This is a genomic window from Streptomyces sp. NPDC037288 (genome assembly GCF_055603265.1).
Genome location: NZ_JBVJVY010000190.1, coordinates 1 through 2,159 on the forward strand (window position 1 = coordinate 1; position 2,159 = coordinate 2,159).

The window sequence follows — 2,159 nt, forward strand, 5'->3', positions numbered from 1 at the left end:
CATCGCGCTGGTCGACGGCGTCCACCAGCTCGTCAAGGCGCCGCTCGTGCTGGTGTGGGACCGCCTGAACACCCATGTCTCCCGCGCCATGGGCGAGCTGATCGCCGAGCGCGCATGGCTGACGGTGTTCCTGCTGCCCGCCTCCTCACCCGACCTCAACCCGGTCGAGTGGGTATGGGCGCATCTCAAACGCAGCCTGGCCAACCTCGCCGTCGTCGCCCTCGACCGGCTCGAATCCGCCGGCTCGTCTGCACCACCAACGCCATCGAGCCGGTGAACACCCCGCATCCGCCGGGCCGTGAGGGCCCGTGGCCACTCTCCCTCCGAGAACACCGCCTTGAAATGCGCCTACCTCGCGGTGACGTCCCCCGACGCGACCGGCACCAGCCGCAAACGCTGGACCAGCCGCTGGAAACGGGCTCTTCAGCCCTTCGACATCGCCCTCGATGACCGTCCCATCAACAACCGGATCCGACCTCCGAACCCAAACCAGTCACACCGTTTACCGGACAGACCCTCCAGAGGCAGGATGAAAGAGGTTCAGTGGCGGGCAGGTGTGGCACGTCGTCGGGTGAGCCGTCCGCTTGTCCAGTCGTCTATCAGGTGCCAGCCGGGCACCGCGCTTGTTTCTGAGGCCGAGACCGCCGGGCTCGCGGGAGGTCATCATGGTTGCGCCCGCGGTGAACGTGCCGGACCACGAGAAGGTGCCAATAGGTCGGGGGTGGCTGTCCACGACAACGCGCGGCTGTTCGTCCGCGGTGTCAGCCGTCAGATAGTGCCCTGGGTGTTGACCGGGCCGACCACGAAGAGGCCGGAGCAGATCGTCCACGGGGCTGGGATGAGGACCGCGCGGTACGAGGCTGGCGGATAAACCCTCAGGTAGGTGCCGGTGGACAGACAAGGCCCGCCAACGGTGCCGTTGGTGGTGCGAATGACGGATGCGGCGGAGTGGGCCGGGGCGAGCGCGACGTTTGCATACTGCAGTCCGGAACGGGCTGCAGCCGGGCCGATCTGGCGGTGTACGGGGTCGAGGACGCTGACGCCGGGATATCCACGCAGGGCGCAGTTGGTGGTGCTTGTATTGGTGAACCTGATCGGCCAGTACAGTGATCCCGCCGCGCCCTCCTTGGGGCCCATCGACAGGTAGAGGTCGCTCACGGTGCAGGTACGGAGCCCTTCCGGTGCCCGTGTCGCCGTCGTAGTCCACGTGGCGCCTGCTGTGGCGCCGGCGGCGAGTACCGCGGCCAGTGCTGTGACAGCGACACGCCGGGAGCGGTGTCGTAAGTGAGTGAACATGGCATATTCGCCTCCATTGGGCGAGCAGGTTGATGTCCGTCACTCTTCAGGATGCGCCTGTGGGGGAAATAGTGGTACTCGAGACGGGAGATGCCCTCGTCTGTCCAGTTGCTCACTGCGCCGGCGTAACCGGCACGACGACAGCGAACAGGTCGCCGCGTGCCACGAAGTGGACGTGGGCGCCATGGCCGTGGGAGGTCGCGGCCCGGTCGGCCATGAGGCTGGCGCGTGTGCTTCCGGCGGGAAATACGGCGATACGCTCGCTGGGGCGGCCGTCGCAGTCGGTGCACCAGGAGCTGGTGTCAGTCTGGACGCCCGGAATGGCAGGTGCTGCCTTGAATGTGGTCATGTCGGTTGGTTCCTTCGCGGGGCGTTGGGGGCGTGCGCTTTCTCTTGCAGGCGGGCAAGTCCACGGACGATTCCGCTTCTGCCTGGTTGACGAGAGCCCTGTATGCCCTTTGGACCCGCGAGCGACTCACTTCGCATGCGGCATTCCGAATGTGTGATGTGCATCACCTTCGCTAGCGCCCGCCCCGACCACCCACCTGTACATCTCCCGCCTTCGTCCTGGGCCGGAACAGGAACAGCCAGGACGCTGAGGCTCACCAGCCGTCCTTCAATCTCGCGCAAGGAGAGCGGGAAGCGGTGCTGAGGTGCCGTCGGTCCCCGCGGGACGTCCGTCTCCGGAAAACCGATGCCCGTACGGCTGTGAGCCGGCCCTCATCGGGCGCCCGCAGGAGATCAACAAGGCTAGCGATCCTCCTCACCCGGTCGTGTCCCTTGATGTGGTGTAGGCGATCAATCGTCGGTCGTGTTGGTGGTGTTGGGGAGTGCGGGGGCGCTTTTGCCGGGCTCGGTGGGGT

2 protein-coding genes and 2 pseudogenes are annotated in these 2,159 nt (G+C 66.4%); 2 read left to right on the forward strand and 2 right to left on the reverse strand.

The window, feature by feature from the left end; all coding sequences use genetic code 11:
• A pseudogene (locus tag ACZ7GZ_RS43120) lies at positions 1 to 238 on the forward strand (transposase); the annotation flags it as partial.
• A pseudogene (locus ACZ7GZ_RS43125) lies at positions 235 to 454 on the forward strand (transposase); the annotation flags it as partial. The pseudogenes ACZ7GZ_RS43120 and ACZ7GZ_RS43125, both read left to right, overlap by 4 nt.
• Before the next feature lie 314 nt (positions 455 to 768).
• On the opposite strand, the gene ACZ7GZ_RS43130 reads toward ACZ7GZ_RS43125, so the two are convergent.
• Together ACZ7GZ_RS43130 and ACZ7GZ_RS43135 are read right to left on the reverse strand one after the other, a co-directional pair.
• A complete protein-coding gene (locus ACZ7GZ_RS43130; RefSeq protein ID WP_471033308.1) occupies positions 769 to 1,158 on the reverse strand; it encodes a DUF4232 domain-containing protein in 390 nt (129 codons plus the stop codon).
• A gap of 250 nt (positions 1,159 to 1,408) precedes the next feature.
• The gene (locus ACZ7GZ_RS43135) at positions 1,409 to 1,645 is read right to left on the reverse strand and encodes a hypothetical protein (RefSeq protein WP_471033310.1); all 237 of its coding nucleotides are present in this window, start codon (positions 1,643 to 1,645) and stop codon (positions 1,409 to 1,411) included.
• Between the last annotated feature and the right edge of the window lie 514 nt (positions 1,646 to 2,159).

What these genes read in the sequence shown, in the direction of transcription:
- ACZ7GZ_RS43135 (WP_471033310.1), bottom strand. Translation starts at nt 1,645, where the DNA reads ATGACCACATTCAAGGCAGCACCTGCCATTCCGGGCGTCCAGACTGAC.